Below are 17,801 nucleotides of genomic sequence, written 5' to 3'. Positions count from 1 at the left end.
TACTCAAATTACAATGAAACTTAAGATGGGGTGGAAACATGACAGAAACTGCTGAAAAAATTTATGATGTCATCATCATCGGCGCAGGTCCTGCCGGAATGACGGCAGCACTTTACGCATCACGCGCAAACCTTTCAACATTGATGATCGAACGCGGTATTCCAGGCGGTCAAATGGCCAACACGGAAGATATCGAGAACTATCCGGGATACGACAGCATCCTCGGACCGGACCTTTCACAAAAAATGTTCGATCACTCGAAAGCATTCGGCGCAGAATACGCGTACGGTGACGTCCGTAGCATCGAGGATGGACGTGCTTTTAAAACGGTCCATGCACACAACAAAGATTATCATGCGCGTGCGATCATCATCGCATCGGGCGCACAATATAAGAAAATCGGTGTACCGGGCGAAGAAGAGCTCGGCGGTCGTGGTGTCTCGTATTGTGCCGTTTGTGACGGAGCTTTCTTTAAAGAAAAAGAATTGTTCGTCATCGGTGGTGGGGATTCAGCGGTCGAGGAAGGTGTCTACTTGACACGTTTCGCGAAAAAAGTCACAATCGTCCACCGTCGTGAAGAATTACGTGCACAAAAAATTCTTCAAAAACGTGCGTTCGATAACCCGAAAATCGATTTCATCTGGAACCATACCGTCAAACAAATCAACGAACAAGACGGTAAAGTCGGTTCAATCGATTTAATCAATACGAAAACGGCAGATGTGACGACACATCCAATTGATGGTGTCTTCATCTACATCGGAATGAACCCGATCACAGGTTACGTCCAAGATCTTGGTATCTTGAACGATCAAGGATATGTTGTGACGAACGAAGGCATGGAGTCAAACATCAAAGGAATCTTCGCAGCTGGAGACGTCCGTGAGAAAACGCTCCGTCAAGTCGTTACGGCAACGAATGATGGTTCGATTGCTGCTCAAAATGCACAGCATTATATCGAAGCGTTACTCGAGGAATTACAGGAATCATCACAGGTGTAAGACAGGAACCAGCTTTGTTGGAGGGGACTTCAATGAGGCTGGCTCTTTTTTTATGCTATACTGAATTTGGAATAAAAAATACACGCGGAACTGTTGTCTGGAGGGCGAAAAGATGGAAGAGAATCAACCGCAATTGGTCATCATCACGGGAATGAGTGGAGCTGGAAAGAGTGTCGCCATGAATAGCTTTGAGGACTTAGGCTACTTCTGTGTCGACAATCTCCCACCGACGTTACTGCCGCAATTGATTGAAGTGATTGGGCAAGTCCGTCCGAAAATTGCCGTCGCCATCGATACACGTGCTCGTGATTTTATTGATAGTTTCTTTGTCGTTTACGAAGATTTGAAAAAAACGAACCTGCAGATTCGGATGTTGTACTTAGACGCACGCAATGACGTCCTCGTGCGCCGCTATAAAGAGTCGCGGCGTTCGCATCCACTGGCGCCGACTGCGTCACCACTGATCGGTATCGAGCGAGAGCGGACGTTGCTCGAAGGATTCCGTGACAAGGCACAGATGCTGATTGATACGAGTGACATCAAACCGCTTGCACTGAAAGAACGCTTGCTCAAAGAATTTACGGAAGGGGAACGGATTCCCTTTACCGTCAATGTGATGTCATTTGGTTTCAAGCACGGACTGCCGCTCGATGCCGATCTCGTCTTTGACCTTCGTTTTCTGCCGAATCCGTTTTACATTCCGGAGTTACGTCCGAAAACGGGACTCGATCTCGAAGTATCGTCATACGTCATGAAATGGCCGGAAGCGAAATTGTTCTATAAAAAGCTCGTCGACTTGCTCGAGTTCCTGATTCCCCAGTACGAACGGGAAGGAAAATCGCAACTCGTCGTCGCCCTTGGCTGTACAGGTGGTAAACACCGCTCGATTACGTTTGCGGAAGCAATCAGTAAAGAATTTGAAAACCAGTATCACGTCGTCACGAATCACCGGGATTATGTTCACGCGAAGGAGGAAAAGTAATGAAATGGGAACGGAAAGTCGTCGCGATTGGCGGTGGAACGGGCTTGTCGACTCTTTTGCGTGGACTGAAGCATTATCCGCTCGACATCACGGCCATCGTCACGGTCGCAGATGACGGGGGGAGCTCGGGGCGCTTACGGACAGAGTTCAACATGTTGCCGCCGGGTGACATTCGAAACGTCATCGTCTCGCTATCGAAGTCCGAGACATTGATGGACCGGATCATGCAGTACCGTTTTGAAACGGGAGAAGGACTTCACGGTCACTCGCTCGGAAACTTGATGCTGACGGCTGCGACGCAGCTCTGCAACGGCTCGTTCGTCGAGGCGATTGGCGTCATGGGACAACTGTTGAATGCGGAAGGGAAAGTCTATCCGGCGACGGAGCGGACGATTACGTTATGTGCCGAGTTCGAAGACGGGACGATTGTCAAAGGCGAGTCGTTGATTCCGAAAGTCGGAAAGGTCATCGAGCGGATTTATTTGGAAGAAGAAGATGTCCGTCCGGTACCGGAGGCGATTCAAGCAATCCTTGAGGCCGATGTCATCGTCCTCGGACCAGGGAGTCTCTACACGAGTATCATCCCGAACGTCTTGATTGATGAAATCCGGGAAGCGATTAAACAATCGCTTGCACCTGTCGTCTATATTTGTAATGTCATGACGCAACCGGGTGAGACGACGGCCTTCACGGCAAATGATCACTTGACTGCGCTCGAACGTTTTCTTGGTCAAGGTGTCGTCGATACAATCATCGTCAATAACGAATCAATCGATGCAAGCTATTTGCGAAAATACCAAAAAGATCATGCCGATATCGTCACTTACGATGATGAACGTTTCGTCGAGGCGGGAATTGAAGTGCTCGCGGACGATATCGTCGACTATAACCATCATTTCATCCGTCATGACGCGGACGCGGTCGCGAGCCTCGTCATGCGGAAAGTATTATCGATTCGACGGGTGCGTCAACTCGAAGGGAAGGAGGAATTGACGTGAGTTTTGCTTCAGAAGTTAAAAAAGAATTAACACAGATTGCCATCACGGATCACGAGATGAAGGCGGAATTAGCGGCGCTCGCACGGATGAACGGTGCGATTTCGTTCGGACTCGGTCGCGGATTGACACTTGATATTTCGACTGAAAATGCGTCGATCGCGCGACGGATTTATTCATTATTAAAACGGGCATACGGGGTCCATCTGGATCTACTCGTCCGAAAGAAAATGCGCCTCAAAAAAAATAACGTCTACATCGTTCGCGTGAAGCAACAAGCCGATAAGATTCTGCAGGATTTAGGCATCCTCGGCGAAGGATTCACGATGATTCGTTCAATCAGCGATACGATTTTAAAAGATGAACGGCGGGCACGTGCCTATTTACGGGGGGCGTTCTTAGCCGGAGGGTCACTGAACAATCCGGCGACGTCGTCGTACCATTTAGAAATCTTCAGTCTCTATGAGGATCACAATGCGGCGCTTCGGAGTTTGACGAACCAATTCGATTTGAATGCAAAAGCAATCGAGCGTAAGAAAGGGCACATCCTCTACATCAAGGAGAGTGAAAAAATCTCTGATTTTCTCAAGGTAGTCGGAGCGACCCATTCGATGCTTCGTTTTGAAGATGTCCGGATTTTAAAAGATATGCGGAATTCGGTCAATCGTCTCGTCAACTGTGAGACAGCGAACCTCAACAAAACGGTCGGGGCAGCGCTCCGCCAAGTGGAGAACATCAAATTTCTCGAACGGACGGTCGGACTCGATGTCTTACCGGACAAGTTACGGGAAATCGCGATTTTACGCGTGACGCATCAAGACGTGACGCTGCAAGAGCTCGGCGAGATGGTCGAGAGCGGCTCCATCTCAAAATCAGGGATCAATCATCGATTGCGGAAAATTGATCAAATCGCGGATAAACTCCGGAATGGTGAGTCGTTGACAGGTGCGCTCTAAAGGGGAAACTTGCGAGATGAACCATAGTCTACTATAATATATAGTCGATGCAACTAAATGTTCGAATTAAGGAGTTTTTGAAATGGCTAACGAAAAAAAACGTATTTCGCTGACAGTCGATGCGAAATTTGATGAAGTCTTGACGAAAAAAGCAAAATCAATCGGTGTACCGAAAAGTACACTCGTGACATTCGCAACATCACTCTTCCTTAAGCAATTGCAAGCAGAAGAAGAGCTTTCACCACATGCGAACGGGATTTACACATTGATTCGTGAAAACCACGACATCGTGTCTGATATTACAGATCTCATCGACTAACACAAACGATCCTTTTCAGGTTCGGGACGAACTTTCATGATTCAATGAAGTTCATGCCCGGCGTGAAGAGGATTTTTTTTGAAGACAACAAAAAAACGACCGCTGATGTAAAAACATCAACGGTCGGTCGGGTTAACAGATTAAGCACGTTCCATGACGCGGTCGATGAGACCGTAGTCAGCTGCTGCTTGAGCAGACATGAAGTTATCGCGCTCTGTATCGCGTTCGATGACTTCAAGGGGTTGTCCTGTGTTTTCTGCCATGATTTTGTTTAAGTGTTCACGCATTTTGATGATACGTTCTGCATGAATTTTAATGTCTGACGCTTGTCCTTGTGTGCCGCCGAGCGGTTGGTGAATCATGATCTCAGCGTTTGGAAGGGCAAAACGTTTTCCTTTTGCGCCTGCTTGTAAGAGGAACGCACCCATTGAAGCGGCCATTCCGATACAAATTGTTGAAACTTGTGGTTTGATGAAGTTCATCGTATCGTAAATCGCCATACCCGCCGTAATTGATCCACCCGGGCTGTTGATGTAAAGCGAGATTTCTTTATCTGGATCCTCTGCTGCTAAGAAGAGCAACTGGGCAACGACTGAGTTGGCGACGTTATCGTCAATCGCGCTCCCGAGAAGAATGATACGATCCTTGAGCAAACGTGAATAGATATCGTAAGCACGTTCCCCGCGGTTGGTTTGTTCGATGACTGTTGGAATTAACATAGTCTTTGCCTCCTTATGATGGTATGTAGCTCATATTCGACTTATTCCTATCATAATCCTTTGGTCAATATTGGTCAAAAGATACGATGCGACTTTTATGTATTTTTCCTGAATGGCATTGAATTAAACATATCAATATAGAAAAAAGGCAATACCGCGAACGGCATTGCCTGTAGATTCAAAGATGGTACACCCGGAGAGATTTGAACTCCCGACACCTGGTACCGGAAACCAGTGCTCTATCCCCTGAGCTACGGGTGCATGTTTTTTACTGAACAATTAATAGTATACCGACATTTTTTCAGGAAAGCAATACTCGATTGATAAATTCAACATTTTTTTCGGGCGAAAGATGCTTAAGGAGGACTTTCTAGACGGTCGGAAGATTTTTTTCCTCTATACTATATAGAAGAGTTAAAGATGCAATGGAATGAAGGGAGAACCGACGATGGAACAGCGCCAGGAACAGACGCAACGAATGACGTTATCGACGTCCCAATTGTTTCAGTTGACGATTCTTGAAGAATCATTTGCTGAACTCGAAGAACATGTATACCGAATCATACGCCGGACAAGCGCTTATCGGAATAATCTCAGTAAAACAATCGACATTGATTTTGGCCGCGTCGCAGACCGTGTCGCTTCATTTGAAGCGACGCTTCTTCAGCAAATACGTTTAGAATCGGTCAGACAGGAAATAGGATATATGGCGGAACAACTCATGACGTACTTAGATACGGATGGATTATTGCGGACGACGGATGCGCAACTGGCAACATTGTTAGAGGCGGACGTCAGTCTCGTAAAACAAGCACGACACGTTTTACAACGGTGTGAACCGACGGGAATTGCGGCACGTTCCGCGCATGAATGCCGGTTGTTGCACGCGCTCGAACTAGATGACGCGTTATTGATTGATGTCGCGACGGATTTGAATGAAGGAATTGCTGTCAAACAAGTACTTCAAGACATCGATGATGCAACAGACCGGATACGGATCAAAGCGGCGCTCGATCGGTTACCAAAAGCACCGGTCCTTCCGGAGACGACCGTTCTGACGATTCCGGAAGCAGACATCGAATTCCGTGACGGCGAGTTGACGATCAACTGGTCTGATCTCGAAATCGACCGGAGCTGGGCGGACCTCGAGGAAGCAAGACCGTTCTTGAGTGCATATGAACGGAGACGGACGACGCTTCGGGCGATTCTAGACGTCATCATCGAGCGACAGGTCAATTGGTTTAAAGGAAAGCTCGAGCTCGCGCCACTGACGAAAAAAGAAGTGGCGGAAGTGACGGGGCATCATCCGTCGACGGTTGGACGGGCGATTGCGAACAAAACGGTCAAGACGATTCAGGGCACGATGTTACTCGAAGATTTTTTCGTCTCACGGACGACGACCGGGACGTCGAGTTTCTTAGTTAAGGTCCGGATCGCTCAACTGCTCGAAGCCGCACCTGTTCCGATGAGTGATCAACAATTGACGGACCGTCTCGCAGCGGAGGAGATTACGGTCGCGAGACGAACGGTCGCGAAATATCGGGCAGCCCTTGGTTTGACCCAAGCGGACTTCGAGAGACGAGAGGAAAATCCATGATGCAATCAAAAGAAAACATGCACTTAACACTCTATTCACGTCCGGGTTGTACACTATGTGAGGAAGCCGCCATCTTGCTCGATTTTGTATTAGATGAATTTCCCGAATGGACATTCGAAGAAATCAACATTGACAACGATGCGGCGCTCAGTCTGAAGTACCTCTACGAAATACCGGTTCTCGCACATCAAAACGAAATCTTAAGTCATGGAAAATTTGAGACAGAGGTGGTAAGAAATCGTTTACTTGAAAAAAGATGACGGTCGAGACTTGAAACAAAACCAAGGTACTGTTATGATAGCAATGTACCAAGTGGGACAAGATATGACACGCGGGACGTAAAGTGTCCAGCAATTTGAGAGGAGCGGGAGTTACATGATTCGGCAGTTAGTACAGATCCAAAAGCGAATCGTGCCTGATCTGATTGAAGAAATGCAGACACGTTACGACATTCTTCATTATGTACGCCTGATGCAACCGATCGGACGACGAACACTTGCGACGAGCCTTGGCTTGACGGAACGCGTTCTACGTCGGGAAGTCGACTTCTTAAAAGAACAAGACTTACTGGAAGTTGCGACGCAAGGCATGTCCTTGACGGATGAAGGGCGGACGGTATTACGAAGCATGCACAGTGTGATGGCGGAACTCGCCGGGATCTCCGATATGGCGAAAGCCTTAAAAGAGAAGCTTGGTGTAAAAGACGTCGTCATCGTACCGGGTGATTCGGATCAAACCTTCTGGGTGCAACGCGATATGGGACGGGCGACAGTTGCCCGCTTAAAACGTGAACTTTCAAAAGACCACAATACGATTGCAGTTACAGGTGGAACGACGATGGCTTCGGTCGCGGCGATGATGTCGCCCGATAAGGAAAATCGTCCGATGACGTTTGTACCCGCACGAGGCGGTCTTGGCGAAACGCTTGAACTTCAAGCGAATACGGTCTGCTCACGCATGGCTTCACGTGCCCAAAGCGACTATCATCTGCTTCACATTCCAGACATGGTCAGCACCGAGACATTCGTCAAGATGGTCGAGGAGCCGAGCATTAAAAATGTCTTACAGATGATTAAAGATGCTTCAATCGTGGTACATGGAATTGGTGAGGCAAAAACGATGGCAAAACGTCGTCGTGCTTCGACAGCTCTTTTGGAACAGCTCGAAGACGAGCAAGCCGTCGCAGAAGCATTCGGATATTATTTTGATCGGGACGGAAACATCGTCCACCGTGTCAAAACGGTCGGACTACAACTCGACGACTTGAAAAAAGTCGAACACGTCGTGGTTGTCGCCGGTGGTCATTCGAAAGCAGAAGCGATCAATGCCTACGTCAAACAGTCTCCAAACATCATCCTCATCACGGATGAAGGAGCCGCAACAACGATTTTGAAAGGGTAGCCCCCTTTTGAATAATAGATAACTCGCTTTACACTAAAAGGAGGAAAATTATCATGGCAGTAGTAAAAGTTGGTATTAACGGATTTGGACGTATCGGGCGTTTGGCACTTCGTCAAATTCTTCAATTTGAAGGAATCGAAGTAGTCGCAATCAACGACCTCACAGACACTAAAATGCTTGCACACCTTTTAAAATATGATACGACTCAAGGTCGTTTCGACGGAGAAGTTGAAGTACACGACGGATACTTCCTCGTAAACGGTAAAGAAATCAAAACACTTGCTAACCGCAACCCAGAAGAACTTCCATGGGGCGAGCTCGGTGTTGACATCGTTCTCGAATGTACTGGTTTCTTCACAGACAAAGAAAAAGCTGAACTTCACTTGAAAGCTGGAGCTAAAAAAGTTGTTATCTCAGCACCTGCTACTGGCGACATGAAAACTGTCGTTTACAACACGAACCACGAAATTCTTGACGGAACTGAAACAGTTATCTCTGGTGCTTCATGTACTACGAACTGTCTCGCTCCAATGGCGAAAGTTCTTCAAGATCAGTACGGAATCGTTGAAGGTCTTATGACAACTATCCACGCTTACACTGGCGACCAAAACACACTCGACGCTCCACACCCTAAAGGTGACTTCCGTCGTGCACGTGCAGCAGCTGCTAACATCGTTCCTAACTCAACTGGTGCTGCTAAAGCAATCGGCCTCGTTCTTCCAGAACTTCAAGGTAAACTTGACGGATCTGCACAACGTGTACCAGTCGCTACAGGTTCACTCACTGAGCTCACAACAGTTCTTGAGAAAAAAGTTACAGTTGAAGAAGTTAACGCAGCTATGAAAGCAGCAGCGAACGAGTCTTACGGTTACACTGAAGACGAAATCGTTTCTTCTGACATCGTTGGTATCTCTTACGGATCACTCTTCGATGCAACACAAACTAAAGTTGTTACTGTCGGTGACAAACAACTCGTTAAAACAGTTGCTTGGTATGACAACGAAATGTCTTACACTAGCCAACTCGTTCGTACACTCAAACACTTCGCAGAAATCGCTAAGTAATTCGAGCAATTAAATAGCAATTGAATAAGAGCGGAAACTACCAGTCTCCGCTCTTATTGCGAAAAAAAGTCTGGAGGGGCGTCACAGCCCCTCACTATACGTATGAGACGGAGGACGAATGTATGAATAAGAAATCAATTCGCGACATCGATGTACAAGGTCAACGCGTGTTTACACGTGTCGACTTCAACGTACCACTAGAAGACGGTAAAATTACGGACGACACACGGATTCGTGCGGCACTTCCAACAATCAAACATTTGATGGATGGCGGAGCGAAAGTCATTCTCGCAAGCCACATGGGACGTCCTAAAGGCGAAAAAAATCCTGAGTTCTCACTTGCACCAGTCGTAGCACGCCTCAGCGAATTGCTTGGTAAAGACATCAAGCTCGTTGAAGAAGCGTATGGCCCGGTCGCTGAAGAAGCGGTCAGCAAGCTTGAAGCAGGAGACGTTCTCGTTCTTGAAAACGTTCGTTTCTACCCTGGAGAAACAAAAAATGATGCTGAACTCGCTGAAGGATTTGCGAAACTCGCAGATATCTTCGTCAACGATGCATTCGGTGCAGCTCACCGTGCACATGCTTCTACAGAAGGAATCGCGCACCATGTCGATACTGCTGTAGCAGGATTGTTGATTGAAAAAGAACTTCAAGTTCTCGGGAAAGCGATCTCGAACCCGGATCGTCCGTTCACTGCAATCATCGGGGGATCGAAAGTAGCCGACAAAATCGGTGTCATTGATCACTTGCTTGATATCGTCGATACGTTGATCATTGGTGGGGGATTATCTTATACATTCCTCAAAGCTCAAGGTTATGAAGTCGGAACGTCGCTTCTCGAAGTAGACAAAATCGACCAAGCGAAAGAATTCATGAAAAAAGCAGAAGACAAAGGCGTCAAGTTCTTAATGCCGGTCGACTGTGTCATCACGAAGGAATTCGGCGAAGAAACATATGTAGGACCACGCGATATCGACAGTATCCCAGCGGATCACATGTCACTTGATATCGGACCAAAAACAGTCGAACTGTATGCGGAAGCAATCAAGAACTCGAAACTCGTCGTCTGGAATGGACCGATGGGCGTATTCGAACTTGATAAATACGCAAACGGAACGAAAGGTGTCGCTCAAGCACTTGCTGATAGCGACGCATACTCAATCATCGGTGGTGGGGATTCTGCTGCAGCAGCTGAGAAATTCGGTCTTGCAGACAAGATGAGCCATATCTCGACTGGTGGCGGAGCGAGCCTCGAGTTCATGGAAGGTAAAGCCCTTCCTGGTGTCGAAGCGCTTAACGACAAGTAATCCAATAGTTCACAAGGGAGTGTTTCTCAATGCGTAAACCAATCATCGCAGGTAACTGGAAGATGAATCTAACTCTGAAGGATGCAGTCGCATTCGCAGAAGAAGTAAAAGGCAAAGTACCAGCTGCATCGACTGTCGATGCTGCTGTCTGTGCACCAGCTGTATTCCTTGCTCATTTAACGGAAGCAGCAGCTGGAACTGATCTTAAAATCGGTGCTCAAAACATGTACGATCAAGAAAGTGGTGCATTCACAGGCGAAATCAGCCCTGTCATGCTAAAAGAGCTTGACGTGACATACGTCATCCTCGGTCACTCTGAACGTCGTGAGTACTTTGGTGAAACAGATGCATTCATCAACAGCAAAGCGAAAAAAGCGTTCGAGCACGGTCTCGTTCCAATCGTTTGTGTAGGTGAAACACTTGAAGAGCGCGAAGGCGGCAAGTTCGAAGACGTCATTCGTGAACAAACGACAAACAGCCTTAAAGGCTTGACTGTCGACCAAGTGAAAAATCTCGTCGTCGCATATGAGCCTGTCTGGGCAATCGGAACAGGTAAATCAGCGACAGAACAAGATGCACAAGATTCTTGTAAATTCGTTCGCGACGTCGTCGCTGCTGAATTCGGTACAGAAGCTGCAGAAGCAGTTCGTATCCAGTACGGTGGCAGCGTCAAGCCGGAAAACGTCAAAGAATATATGGCTCAACCTGACATCGACGGAGCACTCGTTGGTGGAGCAAGTCTTGAGACAGGATCGTTCCTCAAACTGTTGGAGGCGATTTAAATGAAAAAACGTCCAGTCGCACTTATCATCCTTGATGGTTTCGGTATGCGTGATGAAGAATTCGGGAATGCTGTGACAGCAGCAAACAAACCGAACTTCGATCGTTTTTGGAACAAATATCCGCATACGTTGTTGAATGCGAAAGGGGAATACGTCGGTTTGCCTGAAGGTCAGATGGGGAACTCAGAAGTGGGTCACCTCAACATCGGGGCAGGTCGCGTCGTCTACCAATCGCTATCCCGAATCAACAACGCCGTCAAAGATCGCTCGTTCTTCTCGCGTCAAGCGATGAACGATGCGGCAGGTCACGTGAAGAAACATGATTCAGCACTCCATATCTTTGGTTTAGTATCTGACGGTGGAATCCACAGTCACATCAATCACTTGTATGCTGTTCTTGAATTCGCGAAACTTCACGAAATCGAAAAAGTCTACTTGCATGCCTTCACGGACGGCCGCGATTGTGATCCACAATCGGGTGCTGGTTTCCTTCGTGACGCGCAAGCGAAGATGGATGAGTTACAAGTCGGTCAATTCGCAAGTGTCTCTGGACGCTATTATGCAATGGACCGCGACAACCGTTGGGAGCGCGTCAAGAAAGTCTATGACGTCATCACATACGGTGAAGGCCCGACAACAAAAGACCCAATCGGCATGGTAGAAGAATCATATACGAAGGACGTTACGGACGAGTTCATCGAACCAACCGTCGTCGTGCAGGAAGACGGTACGCCAGTCGCACCGATCCACGACAACGATGCAATCATGTTCTTTAACTACCGCCCTGACCGTGCGATTCAACTGGCGAAGGTCTACAAAGAAAAAGCTGGCTTCACAGGATTCGAACTTCCGGACAATGCACCGAAGAACCTGCTGCTCGTCTCCATGACGAAGTACTCGGATGCGATTGATACGGATATCGTCTTCCCGCCAGAAGATATCAAAAACACGCTTGGAGAAACGCTCTCGAAGCAAGGCTTAAAACAATTACGGATCGCGGAAACTGAAAAGTATCCACACGTCACATTCTTCTTCAACGGACAACGTGAAGAACCGTATGAAGGCGAAGATCGCATCTTAATCCCGTCGCCGAAAGTCGCAACATACGACTTACAACCAGAGATGAGCATTTATGAAGTAACGGATGCGCTTGTTGAAGCAATCGATTCCGACAAACATGATGCCATCATCCTGAACTTCGCGAACCCGGACATGGTCGGTCACTCGGGCATGCTCGAACCGACAATCAAGGCAATCGAAGCAGTTGATGAATGTCTCGGTAAAGTCGTTGACTTGATCATCAGCAAAGGTGGCGCAGCAATCGTGACTGCTGACCACGGAAATGCCGATAAAGTGCTCAATAAAGATGGCAGCAAGATGACGGCCCATACGACAGAACCGGTACCATGTATCGTGACAGTCGAAGACGTCGAGCTTCTCGAGCCACTTACAGGCGCATTAGCGGATTTAGCACCAACATTACTTGATCTACTTGGCGCAGATCAGCCGTCAGAAATGACGGGTAAATCCATCGTATTAAAGAAATAATCCCGTCGATGGAATAAACGTCTAACAAAGCAACACACACTATTTTTTCAACTAAAAGGAGCGAATTTAAATGTCAATGATTACAGAGATTTATGCACGCGAGATTCTTGACTCACGCGGTAACCCAACAGTAGAAGTAGAAGTATATACAGAAGACGGCGGCTTTGGTCGCGCACTCGTCCCATCAGGCGCATCAACTGGTGAGCACGAAGCAGTAGAACTTCGTGACGGCGACAAAGCTCGTTACCTCGGTAAAGGTGTCTTGAAAGCAGTTGACAACGTCAACGAAAAAATCGCACCTGAAATCATCGGTTACGATGTTTTCGACCAAGCTGGAATCGACAAAAAAATGATCGATCTCGACGGAACAAAAAACAAAGGTAACTTCGGCGCTAACGCAATCCTCGGTGTTTCGATGGCTGCTGCTCGTGCTGCTGCAGATGAGCTTGGACTTCCACTTTACACGTACCTCGGTGGATTCAATGCGAAAACACTTCCAACTCCAATGATGAACATCATCAACGGTGGATCACACGCTGACAACAACGTTGACTTCCAAGAGTTCATGATCATGCCTGTTGGAGCTCCAACATTCAAAGAAGCACTTCGTATGGGTGCTGAAATCTTCCACGCGTTGAAATCAGTTCTTAGCGGAATGGGTCTTAACACAGCAGTTGGTGACGAGGGTGGATTCGCTCCAAACTTGAAATCAAACGAAGAAGCAATCACAGTTATCCTTGAAGCAATCGAAAAAGCTGGCTACAAAGCAGGCGAAGATGTTTACCTTGCAATGGACGTCGCTTCTTCTGAGTTCTACGACAAAGCAGCTGGAACATACAACCTCGCTGGCGAAGGCAAAGTCCTTTCTACAGAAGAGCTTGTTGAATTCTACGCACAACTCGTCGACAAATACCCAATCATCTCAATCGAAGATGGCTGTGACGAAAACGACTGGGACGGCCACAAACTTCTCACAGACCGTATCGGACACAAAGTTCAACTCGTTGGGGATGACTTGTTCGTAACAAACACAGAAAAACTTGCTGAAGGTATCGAAAAAGGCATCGCTAACTCGATCCTCATCAAAGTTAACCAAATCGGTACGTTGACTGAAACATTCGACGCAATCGAAATGGCGAAAAAAGCTGGTTACACAGCAGTCGTTTCTCACCGTTCTGGTGAAACAGAAGATTCAACAATCGCTGACATCGCTGTTGCGACAAACGCTGGTCAAATCAAAACGGGTTCACTTTCACGTACAGACCGTATCGCGAAATACAACCAACTTCTCCGCATCGAAGACATGCTTTCAGATGTTGCTGTCTACGACGGAATCAAATCATTCTACAACCTCAAGAAGTAATTTACGGATTGAGTCGACAGTCTCTCGCTTAGCGAGGGGCTGTTTTTTTTGTTGATGATGAGAAGGAAGAATCAAGCTCAAGCATTACTCCGCTCGCTTTTCTAGGGCGGGACGCAAGCCGTGGATATCTTAATCAGATGTCCGGGTCTCACCTGTCCCTGACGGAAGCTAAGCTTCCTTTTCCCTTTAGAAGTCGAGCGGGGTATGCTTTTCGCTTTTGTAGGCATTGATTAACAGAGTTGTACTCTGGCTCACGTAGGACACAATTTGCTAAACTTCTAGCAGGTAGCAGAGGTCTAAGTGTCCTCTATCCTAAAAAGCCGGGCACGGGTCTATTTTGTTGGTATAGACCCTTCTAGAATAAGAAGGAAACTACGACAATTACTTGCTTCATGTGACTCCTACAGGAAAAAGCACATGAATGGCAAGTGAGTGAGACGTAAGTGCTTCCCTAACTTTTTTACGCAGAAAAAACGAGATCCGACTCAATGTCGAATCCCGTAATATTAAAATGAAATTTTATGCGTTGAAATCAATCCTCAATAAACGTAACGAGGTAATGATACGGTGAATACAGTGGTGCTTTCGTGACAAAAAATTCAGGTAAATCTGTGTCGATGTCAAGATTGCGCAAGGTCTCCGGATCCAGGCATTCTTGCACAAGCCGCTTGATATCACTCAGCAATTCATCATGAAGATTGGTTTCAACAGGAAATGATCGTTTTGCTCCATCTTTTAGCAACAAGACGACGGGTGGAAGTCCACGCAGTAAATCGACTTCGAGTGGTTCTTTGTTGTTTTTAAAAAAATCATTTAAACAGCTGACGACTTTCATTGAATATTCTTCTTTCACCGAAACCCCCAACTTTCTCTTATATCCTTGATTTAACCTCTATCCTCTAGTTTAGTTCCCTAAATTAAGCTAGGATATGCAGTCAAGTCGCAGTTGTTGCATTAATCGAATCAATAACCGGGTACAGAAGAAAGAACGGGGAGGGAAGAATCATGTTGTTTCGTTATTTATTTCTAGGAGTGGAGACATCGATTGACGATATTCCGTTACGTATCATCTATTTCACGGAATTGATTCTATTCATCGGACTTTATCAAATCACGAGTCGTTTCTCACGACAAAGTTTAATCATCGGAACCATCCTGGGTGTCGGGGGATTGATTGCCTTACTACCGGGTGCGATTTATATCTTACGGTACAATCCGCAAGATGCCATCATCGATGTTACATTTTTGCTGATCTACTTATTCGAACCGCTCGCGATCCTCGCGTTCGTCATTGCGATCCTTCGAAGAGCTTTCAAAAAACGACACCAACACTCTTGAAAAGTACGGAAAACGTTCGTATGAAACGTTTTTTCGTACTTTTTTGCTATGTATGGAGTTTTAGAAAGTAAGCGGAATAAAATAAATAAAATATATTTTACGGAAAACGGTTGATGTGTAACCGGTTACACAATATGATACATATTGTAAGCGTTATCAAAAGAAAGAGGTGGCGAAATCATGTCGACCATCCGGGAAGTAGCGAAAGTGGCAAATGTATCAGTCGCAACGGTATCACGCGTCATGAATGAAAAAGGATATGTCAGCGAAAAAGCGCGTGTGGCGGTGCTTCAAGCGGTTAAACAGCTTGATTATCGACCGAATCGTGTCGCCCGTTCCTTGTTTCAAAAACGATCAGGATTGATTGGATTGATCGTACCGGACATCACAAACCCTTATTTTCCCCAACTGGCACGTGCCGTCGAGGATATGGCACATAAGCATGGATATCAAGTGATTTTGTGTAACACGGATGAACAGTTTCAGAAAGAACATGAATATATCCAGTCTCTCGAAGCGATGCATGTCGATGGATTGATCATTACGACGAACTACTCGAACAACCCGAACTATGAAACCATCGAAGTGCCGATCGTCGCACTCGACCGGGTGTTACAAGGAGCAATCCCGACCGTCACATCAAACGGGTACGACGGCGGGAAGAAGGCAGCTCAATTTTTACTCGATCACGGAGCGGATGAACTCGTCGTCATCAGTGGGCCGTCAAAGTTACCGACGATCAAAAAACGCCGGGATGGTTTTGAAGAAGTCGCAGGAAAACATCTCGTCGCAAGCATCGAGTCCCCGTTTCATTTTCAAGGCGCACTCGATGCGGCGAACTATTTGTTCGACCACTATACCTGTAACGGAATTTTTGCAGCGAACGATGTCATCGCAGCGGCAACGATTCAAGTCGCGGCAGAACGCGGGATTGCGATTCCTGAGCAACTGCAAGTCATCGGGTATGACGGAATCGAGCTCGGACAAATGATTTCACCGCCACTGACGACGATCGCCCAACCGATTTATCAGATGGGGGAACTGGCGGCGAAGTTGCTGATTCAACGAATTGAAGGAAAAGAAATCGCGGCCGTCCATCATGAGTTGACGGTCGAAGTCATCGAACGGGAAACGACGAAGCGGAAGGATGAACAAATATGAAACAAATCAGTGTAGTAGGGAGTATCTCGATGGACCTGGTCGTCGAAAGCGATCGTCGTCCGTCAGCAGGGGAAACAGTCATCGGCTCAGCGTTTCATACCGTCCCGGGTGGTAAGGGGGCAAATCAAGCAGTTGCCGTCGCCCGGCTCGGCGGGAGCGTCGAGATGATCGGGTGCATCGGTGACGATGCGAGCGGGACAGCGATTCGCCAAAACTTCGAAGCGGAACACGTCGGGACGACACACCTCCGAACGATCGCGAACGAACGGACGGGAACAGCCCACATCACGCTCGCGGAAGGCGACAACTCGATCGTCGTCGTCCAGTCGGCGAACTTAGCCGTCGTCTATGGTGAGAGTCAGCTCGACAGCTTGCTCGGTCAGACGGACATGATTTTATTACAGCTCGAAATTCCACTGGAAACGGTCAAACAGGTGGCGCGTTACGGAAAAGAGCACGGTATTCCCGTTATCTTGAATCCGGCGCCAGCCATCGTCCTGGACGACGAGTTGCTCGAAGACGTGACGTACCTGACACCAAACGAACATGAATGTGGCTTGATTTTCGGACAACAGCAATCTCTTGAACATTGGTTAAGCCAGTATCCGAATAAATTGATTGTAACGGAAGGCAGTCGTGGTGCCCGCTTCTATGACGGCGACGCCATCGTGACGGTGCCGGCGATTAAGACGGACGTCGTCGATACGACGGGTGCCGGCGATACGTTCAACGGGGCACTCGCTGTCGCGTTGACGGAAGGAAAGTCACTGACGGAAGCGATTCGCTTTGCGAACAAGGCAGCCGGTATGTCCGTCCGGGCGCTTGGGGCGCAAGGTGGCATGCCATCACGGGAACAGATGGAGGTCGAAGTATGAAACGACACGGCATTTTGAACAGTCAAATCAGTAAAGTCTTAGCAGATCTCGGTCATACCGATATGATCGTCATCGCTGATTGCGGCTTACCGATTCCGACGGGCGTTGAGCGGATTGATTTAGCGCTCGAACTCGGGACACCGGCGTTTGCCGACGTCTTGCGCGTCGTCGCGGACGACATGGCGGTCGAACGGATGACGCTGGCGTCGGAAATCAAGGATGCGAACGAAGTGGCGCTCACTACGGTCAGTCAATTAAACGTGACGACGGAATACGTCTCGCACGAAGCGTTTAAAGAACTGACGAAGCAGGCGAAAGTCATCATCCGGACAGGTGAAGCGACACCTTACGCCAATGTAATTTTACACGCCGGCGTCATTTTTTAAGGGGGAA

General features: G+C 47.5%; 18 protein-coding genes, 1 tRNA gene and 1 pseudogene. 17 read left to right on the top strand and 3 right to left on the bottom strand.

What is annotated here, in order from left to right; genetic code table 11:
- Nucleotides 1–38: 38 nt before the first annotated feature.
- The 5 genes from trxB to KNP88_RS04820 all read left to right on the top strand — a co-directional run bounded on the left by trxB (nt 39) and on the right by KNP88_RS04820 (nt 4,253).
- Complete coding sequence (trxB, locus tag KNP88_RS04840) at nt 39–1,001, top strand: thioredoxin-disulfide reductase (RefSeq protein WP_029331364.1); 963 nt, start codon at nt 39–41, stop codon at nt 999–1,001.
- A 112-nt stretch (nt 1,002–1,113) separates the two neighbouring features.
- Nucleotides 1,114–1,983, top strand: a complete 870-nt coding sequence (gene rapZ, locus KNP88_RS04835; protein ID WP_029331363.1) for an RNase adapter RapZ — start codon at nt 1,114–1,116, stop codon at nt 1,981–1,983.
- The gene (locus KNP88_RS04830) at nt 1,983–2,981 is read left to right on the top strand and encodes a gluconeogenesis factor YvcK family protein (RefSeq protein WP_029331362.1); all 999 of its coding nucleotides are present in this window, start codon (nt 1,983–1,985) and stop codon (nt 2,979–2,981) included. Before rapZ ends, KNP88_RS04830 begins: the two co-directional genes overlap by 1 nt.
- A complete protein-coding gene (gene whiA, locus KNP88_RS04825) occupies nt 2,978–3,934 on the top strand; it encodes a DNA-binding protein WhiA (protein WP_088837747.1) in 957 nt (318 codons plus the stop codon). Before KNP88_RS04830 ends, whiA begins: the two co-directional genes overlap by 4 nt.
- Before the next feature lie 82 nt (nt 3,935–4,016).
- The gene (locus KNP88_RS04820) at nt 4,017–4,253 is read left to right on the top strand and encodes a hypothetical protein (protein ID WP_029331360.1); all 237 of its coding nucleotides are present in this window, start codon (nt 4,017–4,019) and stop codon (nt 4,251–4,253) included.
- A gap of 140 nt (nt 4,254–4,393) precedes the next feature.
- On the opposite strand, the pseudogene clpP reads toward KNP88_RS04820, so the two are convergent.
- A pseudogene (gene clpP / locus KNP88_RS04815) lies at nt 4,394–4,978 on the bottom strand (ATP-dependent Clp endopeptidase proteolytic subunit ClpP); the annotation flags it as partial.
- A gap of 179 nt (nt 4,979–5,157) precedes the next feature.
- A tRNA-Arg gene (locus KNP88_RS04810) sits at nt 5,158–5,233 on the bottom strand.
- A 169-nt stretch (nt 5,234–5,402) separates the two neighbouring features.
- Here KNP88_RS04810 and KNP88_RS04805 point away from each other — a divergent pair.
- The 8 genes from KNP88_RS04805 (at nt 5,403) to eno (ending at nt 14,034) form a co-directional block, all read left to right on the top strand.
- A complete protein-coding gene (locus KNP88_RS04805) occupies nt 5,403–6,569 on the top strand; it encodes an RNA polymerase factor sigma-54 (protein WP_251137127.1) in 1,167 nt (388 codons plus the stop codon).
- Entirely contained in the window at nt 6,566–6,829 is a 264-nt protein-coding gene (locus KNP88_RS04800) for a glutaredoxin family protein (RefSeq protein WP_214892514.1), read from the top strand. Before KNP88_RS04805 ends, KNP88_RS04800 begins: the two co-directional genes overlap by 4 nt.
- Before the next feature lie 118 nt (nt 6,830–6,947).
- The gene (locus tag KNP88_RS04795) at nt 6,948–7,970 is read left to right on the top strand and encodes a sugar-binding transcriptional regulator (RefSeq protein WP_029331355.1); all 1,023 of its coding nucleotides are present in this window, start codon (nt 6,948–6,950) and stop codon (nt 7,968–7,970) included.
- A 53-nt stretch (nt 7,971–8,023) separates the two neighbouring features.
- Nucleotides 8,024–9,034 carry a type I glyceraldehyde-3-phosphate dehydrogenase gene (gap, locus tag KNP88_RS04790; protein WP_088837744.1) on the top strand — a complete coding sequence of 337 codons (1,011 nt, stop codon included), beginning with the start codon at nt 8,024–8,026 and terminating at the stop codon, nt 9,032–9,034.
- A gap of 122 nt (nt 9,035–9,156) precedes the next feature.
- Nucleotides 9,157–10,341 (top strand): phosphoglycerate kinase, encoded by a 1,185-nt coding sequence (locus tag KNP88_RS04785; protein WP_088837743.1) that lies wholly within the window; start codon nt 9,157–9,159, stop codon nt 10,339–10,341.
- A gap of 29 nt (nt 10,342–10,370) precedes the next feature.
- Entirely contained in the window at nt 10,371–11,123 is a 753-nt protein-coding gene (tpiA, locus tag KNP88_RS04780; protein ID WP_088837742.1) for a triose-phosphate isomerase, read from the top strand.
- The gene (gpmI, locus tag KNP88_RS04775; protein ID WP_214766849.1) at nt 11,124–12,671 is read left to right on the top strand and encodes a 2,3-bisphosphoglycerate-independent phosphoglycerate mutase; all 1,548 of its coding nucleotides are present in this window, start codon (nt 11,124–11,126) and stop codon (nt 12,669–12,671) included. It abuts the gene before it with no gap.
- Between the two features lie 70 nt (nt 12,672–12,741).
- The gene (gene eno, locus KNP88_RS04770; protein WP_023469213.1) at nt 12,742–14,034 is read left to right on the top strand and encodes a phosphopyruvate hydratase; all 1,293 of its coding nucleotides are present in this window, start codon (nt 12,742–12,744) and stop codon (nt 14,032–14,034) included.
- A 532-nt stretch (nt 14,035–14,566) separates the two neighbouring features.
- Here the strand turns inward: eno and KNP88_RS04765 are convergent.
- Complete coding sequence (locus KNP88_RS04765) at nt 14,567–14,887, bottom strand: hypothetical protein (protein ID WP_088837740.1); 321 nt, start codon at nt 14,885–14,887, stop codon at nt 14,567–14,569.
- Nucleotides 14,888–15,039: 152 nt separating this feature from the next.
- Here KNP88_RS04765 and KNP88_RS04760 point away from each other — a divergent pair, with 152 nt between their 5' ends.
- From KNP88_RS04760 to rbsD, 4 genes are all read left to right on the top strand, one after another.
- Nucleotides 15,040–15,372 (top strand): hypothetical protein, encoded by a 333-nt coding sequence (locus tag KNP88_RS04760; protein ID WP_214892511.1) that lies wholly within the window; start codon nt 15,040–15,042, stop codon nt 15,370–15,372.
- Between the two features lie 180 nt (nt 15,373–15,552).
- Nucleotides 15,553–16,533, top strand: a complete 981-nt coding sequence (locus KNP88_RS04755; protein ID WP_088837739.1) for a LacI family DNA-binding transcriptional regulator — start codon at nt 15,553–15,555, stop codon at nt 16,531–16,533.
- Nucleotides 16,530–17,408, top strand: a complete 879-nt coding sequence (rbsK, locus tag KNP88_RS04750; RefSeq protein ID WP_214892509.1) for a ribokinase — start codon at nt 16,530–16,532, stop codon at nt 17,406–17,408. Before KNP88_RS04755 ends, rbsK begins: the two co-directional genes overlap by 4 nt.
- The gene (rbsD, locus tag KNP88_RS04745; protein ID WP_214892507.1) at nt 17,405–17,794 is read left to right on the top strand and encodes a D-ribose pyranase; all 390 of its coding nucleotides are present in this window, start codon (nt 17,405–17,407) and stop codon (nt 17,792–17,794) included. The genes rbsK and rbsD overlap by 4 nt, the downstream gene beginning before the upstream one ends.
- The last annotated feature ends 7 nt before the right edge of the window (nt 17,795–17,801 follow it).

It is taken from the genome of Exiguobacterium sp. H66 (assembly GCF_018618705.1).
Classification (GTDB): domain Bacteria; phylum Bacillota; class Bacilli; order Exiguobacteriales; family Exiguobacteriaceae; genus Exiguobacterium_A; species Exiguobacterium_A oxidotolerans.
Note: the sequence above shows the minus strand (reverse complement) of the source record. Positions and strands in the feature narration are given on the sequence as shown.

Excerpts from the sequence above, each read along its gene's own strand:
- gpmI (WP_214766849.1), top strand. The coding sequence starts at position 11,124 with ATGAAAAAACGTCCAGTCGCACTTATCATCCTTGATGGTTTCGGTATG.
- gap (WP_088837744.1), top strand. The coding sequence starts at position 8,024 with ATGGCAGTAGTAAAAGTTGGTATTAACGGATTTGGACGTATCGGGCGT.
- tpiA (WP_088837742.1), top strand. The coding sequence starts at position 10,371 with ATGCGTAAACCAATCATCGCAGGTAACTGGAAGATGAATCTAACTCTG.
- KNP88_RS04800 (WP_214892514.1), top strand. The coding sequence starts at position 6,566 with ATGATGCAATCAAAAGAAAACATGCACTTAACACTCTATTCACGTCCG.
- KNP88_RS04760 (WP_214892511.1), top strand. The coding sequence starts at position 15,040 with ATGTTGTTTCGTTATTTATTTCTAGGAGTGGAGACATCGATTGACGAT.
- KNP88_RS04820 (WP_029331360.1), top strand. The coding sequence starts at position 4,017 with ATGGCTAACGAAAAAAAACGTATTTCGCTGACAGTCGATGCGAAATTT.
- KNP88_RS04805 (WP_251137127.1), top strand. The coding sequence starts at position 5,403 with ATGAAGGGAGAACCGACGATGGAACAGCGCCAGGAACAGACGCAACGA.
- rbsD (WP_214892507.1), top strand. The coding sequence starts at position 17,405 with ATGAAACGACACGGCATTTTGAACAGTCAAATCAGTAAAGTCTTAGCA.
- KNP88_RS04755 (WP_088837739.1), top strand. The coding sequence starts at position 15,553 with ATGTCGACCATCCGGGAAGTAGCGAAAGTGGCAAATGTATCAGTCGCA.
- eno (WP_023469213.1), top strand. The coding sequence starts at position 12,742 with ATGTCAATGATTACAGAGATTTATGCACGCGAGATTCTTGACTCACGC.
- rbsK (WP_214892509.1), top strand. The coding sequence starts at position 16,530 with ATGAAACAAATCAGTGTAGTAGGGAGTATCTCGATGGACCTGGTCGTC.
- trxB (WP_029331364.1), top strand. The coding sequence starts at position 39 with ATGACAGAAACTGCTGAAAAAATTTATGATGTCATCATCATCGGCGCA.
- KNP88_RS04785 (WP_088837743.1), top strand. The coding sequence starts at position 9,157 with ATGAATAAGAAATCAATTCGCGACATCGATGTACAAGGTCAACGCGTG.
- KNP88_RS04830 (WP_029331362.1), top strand. The coding sequence starts at position 1,983 with ATGAAATGGGAACGGAAAGTCGTCGCGATTGGCGGTGGAACGGGCTTG.
- rapZ (WP_029331363.1), top strand. The coding sequence starts at position 1,114 with ATGGAAGAGAATCAACCGCAATTGGTCATCATCACGGGAATGAGTGGA.